The organism is Streptomyces sp. SBT349 (genome assembly GCF_001083795.1).
Taxonomy (GTDB): domain Bacteria; phylum Actinomycetota; class Actinomycetes; order Streptomycetales; family Streptomycetaceae; genus Streptomyces.
Window position 1 is genome coordinate 1 of the sequence record NZ_LAVK01000473.1, and the last position, 4,677, is coordinate 4,677.

At 73.1% G+C, this 4,677-nt stretch carries 4 protein-coding genes and 1 pseudogene; all 5 read left to right on the forward strand.

Annotated features, from left to right (window positions below; genetic code table 11):
* A partial coding sequence (eccE, locus tag ADY01_RS33035) for a type VII secretion protein EccE (protein ID WP_049580439.1) occupies nt 1–1,162 on the forward strand: 1,162 nt, incomplete at its 5' end.
* Nucleotides 1,162–1,845: a hypothetical protein gene (locus tag ADY01_RS33040; RefSeq protein WP_049580436.1), complete on the forward strand. Its 684-nt coding sequence runs from the start codon at nt 1,162–1,164 to the stop codon at nt 1,843–1,845. The genes eccE and ADY01_RS33040, both read left to right, overlap by 1 nt.
* Nucleotides 1,846–1,903: 58 nt before the next feature.
* Nucleotides 1,904–3,178 carry a 1-deoxy-D-xylulose-5-phosphate reductoisomerase gene (dxr, locus tag ADY01_RS33045; RefSeq protein ID WP_049580437.1) on the forward strand — a complete coding sequence of 425 codons (1,275 nt, stop codon included), beginning with the start codon at nt 1,904–1,906 and terminating at the stop codon, nt 3,176–3,178.
* A complete protein-coding gene (locus ADY01_RS33050; RefSeq protein WP_049580438.1) occupies nt 3,175–4,479 on the forward strand; it encodes a M50 family metallopeptidase in 1,305 nt (434 codons plus the stop codon). The genes dxr and ADY01_RS33050 overlap by 4 nt, the downstream gene beginning before the upstream one ends.
* A 61-nt stretch (nt 4,480–4,540) precedes the next feature.
* Nucleotides 4,541–4,677 (forward strand): annotated as a pseudogene (locus tag ADY01_RS38645) (4-hydroxy-3-methylbut-2-en-1-yl diphosphate synthase); the annotation flags it as partial.

The window sequence follows — 4,677 nt, forward strand, 5'->3', positions numbered from 1 at the left end:
GCGGCCTGGTGGCCGCCGGGTGGGTGGCGGGCAGCTGGCCGGTCGCCGCGCTGGTGCTGCGGCGGCAGCGGCGCTGCTCGTGGTGGTGCTCGTGGCGTGGCGACGGGGTGAGTCGCTGCCGGGGTGGATCGGTTCCGCGCTGGTGCTGCGGCGGCAGCGGCGGGTGGCCGCGGCGCCGCAGGACCCCGATGTGGACCCGCTGTTCGCGCTGGCGGCCGAGTGCCGTCCGGGGCTGCGGAGTTACACGGTGGCGGCGCCCGGCGGACGGGACGGCAGGGAGCGACGCGAGGTGGGGATGGCCGCGGACGGGGGGACGCTGACGGCGGTGCTGCGGGTGCAGGCGGCGCTGTCGCCGCTCCAGCCGGGGCGCGCGGCGCGGCCGTTGCCGCTGTCGCTGCTGTACGAGGCGCTGGTGACCGACGGGATCCGGCTGGAGTCGGTGCAGTCGGTGCAGTACACGCAGCCCGCACCGGCGCCCGTGCTGCCGGAGCGCTCGGTGGCGGGGACGAGTTACGCGCTGCTCCAGGAGCGGGGTGACGCGCCGGCGCTGCGGCTGACCTGGGTGGCGCTGCGCCTGGATCCGGAGCTGTGCCCCGAGGCGGTGGCCGGGCGGGGCGGCGGGATCGAGGTGGCGCAGCGCGCTCTGACGCGGGCGGCGGACCAGCTCGCGAGCAGGCTGACGGGGGCCGGGTTCACGGCGACGGTGCTGACGGAGGCGGAGCTGCTGTCGGCGGTCGCGGCGTGCACGGGATCCGATCCGGCGGCGACCACGCTGATAGGCCGGTCCGGGGGGCACCGGCCGCGGCGGACGGCGGAGGGGCTCCGGGCCTGGCGCTGCGACGACCGGTGGCACACGACGTTCCGGGTGGCGCGGTGGCCCGCGCTCGGTCAGGGGGCGACACCGCTGCCGGGTCTGGTGGCCCTGCTGACGTCGCTGCCCGCGTTCGCGACCACGTTCGCGCTGACGTTGCGCGGCGAGGGGCGCGGCTCCGCGGTGCTCAGCGGCCATGTGCGGATCACGGGGCGCGGGGAGGGTGAGCTGGTGGCGGCGAGCCGGCAGCTGATGGGGGCGGCGCGGGCCGCCCGGGTGGGGCTGGTCCGGATGGACCGGCAGCAGCTGCCGGGGCTCCAGGCGACGCTGCCGCTGGGGGGTGCGCGCTGATGGGCCGGTCGGGGCACGTGCTCTCGGCGGCGGAGCTGGACGCGCTCGCGCTGCCGGTCGGGGACGACGGGATCATCGTCGGCGTGGACAGCAGGTCGCGCCCCGCCGTGCTGGGGATCCACCATCCCGTGCCGTACGACGTGGTGCTGATCGGCGGGGTGTGGGCGGCGCAGGTGCTGGCGCTGCGCGCGGTGGCCACGGGCGCGCGGGTGGTCGTGGAGACGGGCAGGCCGCAGCTGTGGGCGCGGCTGGCGCAGGCGGCGAACGGCGGCCTGGAGTGCATGACGCTGCACGAGGTGGGCCGGGTGCCCCCGTTGGGGGCGACGCTGGGCAGCCCGGTGCTGGTGGTGCGGGACTGCGGGATCAAGCCGCCGCGGGGCCGGGTGGCGTCGGCGCCCTGGCAGCCGGTGCTGACGCTCCTGCCGTATCTGAGTCAGGTGTCGCACCGTCTGGTGGAGCGGGCGGCACTGGTCGGCGTGCAGCGGGTATCGCCCGACGAGGCGCGGGCCGTGGGGCGCATGCTGGCGCTTCCCGAGGTGCAGGCGCGGGCATTGCCGACGTTCGCGGAGAACGCCATTCTGTGGTGCACACGGACGGCCAGGCAGTTGGTGCGGATGGTACCGACGGACAGTGAGATGGGCCTTCTGGGGAACCCGAGCCGCCTCGATGTGGGTCAGGGGTGAGAGAGGGCCTCACCGGGGCCCCGTCACCGACCGTGTGAGAAGCAGTGACAATAGGAGGATGACCATGAGTGCCGCCTGTCTCGCCGACCCGCGCGTCCGCTATCCCTCGGGCCCCCCGCCCGAGGGGCCACGCGAGGTGGTGATCCTCGGGTCCACCGGGTCGATCGGCACCCAGGCCATCGATGTGGTCCTGCGGAATCCGTCGCTGTTCCGGGTGACGGCTCTCTCCGCGGCGGGCGGGCGGGTCGACCTGCTGGCCGGGCAGGCGCACCGGCTCCGCGTGCGGACCGTCGCCGTGGCCAGGGAGGACAAGGTCACCGAGCTGCGGGAGGCGCTGCGCGCGCAGTACGGGGTGGGGCAGCCGCTCCCGGAGATCCTCGCCGGGCCGGACGCGGCGACGCAGCTCGCGGCCTCCCCCTGCCACACCGTGCTCAACGGGATCACCGGCTCGATCGGCCTGGCGCCGACGCTGGCGGCGCTCGAGGCCGGGCACGTGCTCGCCCTGGCGAACAAGGAGTCGCTCATCGTGGGCGGCCCGCTGGTGACGTCGCTGGCCAAGCCGGGGCAGATCATCCCGGTGGACTCGGAGCACTCGGCGCTGTTCCAGGCGCTGATGGGCGGGACCCTGGGCGAGGTCTCCCGGCTCGTCGTCACGGCGAGCGGCGGCCCGTTCCGCGGGCGGTCCCGGGCCGAGCTCGCCGGGGTGACGCCGCAGGAGGCGCTGGCGCACCCGACCTGGGCGATGGGCCCGGTCATCACGGTCAACTCGGCGACCCTGGTCAACAAGGGGCTCGAGGTCATCGAGGCGCACCTGCTGTACGGGATCCCGTTCGAGCAGATCGAGGTCGTGGTCCACCCGCAGTCCTACGTGCACTCCATGGTCGAGTTCGTCGACGGGTCGACGCTGGCGCAGGCCAGCCCGCCGGACATGCGGATGCCGATCGCGCTCGCCCTCGGCTGGCCGGACCGGGTGACCGAGGCGGCGCCCGCGTGCGACTGGTCGAAGGCGCACACCTGGGAGTTCTTCCCGCTGGACACCGATGCCTTCCCCTCGGTGCCGCTCGCCAGGAAGGTGGGTAGCCTCGGCGGTACCGCGCCCGCGGTGTTCAACGCGGCGAACGAGGAGTGCGTCGATGCCTTTCTCGCCGGGCTGCTGCCGTTCACCGGGATCGTGGACACCGTCGCCCAGGTCGTGGAGGAACTGGGCACCGGCGGTTCCGGAACCTCGCTGGCACTCCCGGACGTCCTCGATGCGGAGACCAGGGCGCGCCAGCGTGCCCGTGAGCTCGCCGGCACGGCGAGCGGCACCACGACGGAGGCAGTGACCGCATGACGGCGTTGATGTTCATTCTCGGCATACTCGTCTTCGTCTTCGGCCTGCTGTTCTCCATCGCCTGGCACGAACTGGGCCACTTCTCGACGGCGCGGATGTTCGGGGTGCGGGTGCCGCAGTTCATGGTCGGCTTCGGCCCGACCATCTGGTCCCGGAAGAAGAAGGAGACCGAGTTCGGGGTCAAGGCGATCCCGCTCGGCGGCTACATCCGGATGATCGGGATGTTCCCGCCGGGGGACGACGGCGCGATCCGCAAGCGCTCCACGTCCCCGTTCCGGGGGATGATCGAGGACGCACGGGCCGCCGCGTTCGAGGAGTTGCAGCCGGGGGACGACAAGCGGCTGTTCTACACGCGCCAGCCGTGGAAGCGCGTGATCGTCATGTTCGCGGGCCCCGCGATGAACCTGATCCTGGCGGTGACGATCTTCCTCGGCGTGCTGATGGGCTTCGGCATCAACACGCAGACCACGACGGTCGGCACCGTCTCCGAGTGCGTCATAGAGCAGAGCGAGGAGCCGCGCGACTGCCAGGCGTCGGACCGTCCGGCTCCGGCCGCGGCGGCCGGGCTGCGCGCCGGGGACGTCATCGTGGCGTTCGACGGCGAGCCCGTCGAGGAGTGGAGCACGCTCCAGCAGCGCATCCGCGACACCACGGGGGCGGCCACCCTCACCGTCGAGCGCGACGGCCGGACGGTGGATCTGCGGGCGGACCTCATCGAGAACCAGGTCGCCAAGACCGACGGCGAGGGCGGCTATGTGGAGGGGGAGTACGTCACCGCGGGCTTCCTGGGCTTCTCCCCCGCCGGCGGCATCGTCCAGCAGGACTTCCCCCAGGCGATCGAGCGGATGGGCGACATCATGTCCACCGGCGTCGAGGCCATGGTGAACATCCCGTCCGAGATCCCCGGCCTGTGGAACGCCGCCCTGGGGAACGGGGAGCGCGAGCAGGACTCCCCGATGGGCGTGGTGGGCGCGGCGCGGGTGGGCGGCGAGATCTTCACCCTCGACATCCCGGCCAGCCAGCAGGTCGCGACGGCGCTGTTCCTGGTCGCCGGGTTCAACCTGTCGCTCTTCCTGTTCAACATGCTTCCGCTGCTGCCGCTCGACGGCGGCCACATCGCGGGTGCCCTGTGGGAGTCGATGCGCCGCGGCTGGGCCAGGGTGACCAAGCGCCCGGACCCGGGCCCGTTCGACGTGGCGAAGCTCATGCCGGTCGCGTATGTGGTGGCCGGTGTGTTCATCTGCTTCACCCTGCTGGTGCTGGCCGCGGATATCGTCAGCCCGGTGCGGCTGACCGGGTGAGGTGCCGTAGGCTCGGAGCCCAGGAGCCCGCCCATCCTTACCGTGGGGTTGCGTTAATCACATGACAGCCATCTCGCTCGGAATCCCGTCCGTCCCGATCAAGCTGGCCGAGCGTCGTGCCAGCCGTCAGATCCAGGTCGGATCCGTCGCCGTAGGCGGGGACGCACCGGTCTCCGTGCAGTCGATGACGACCACACG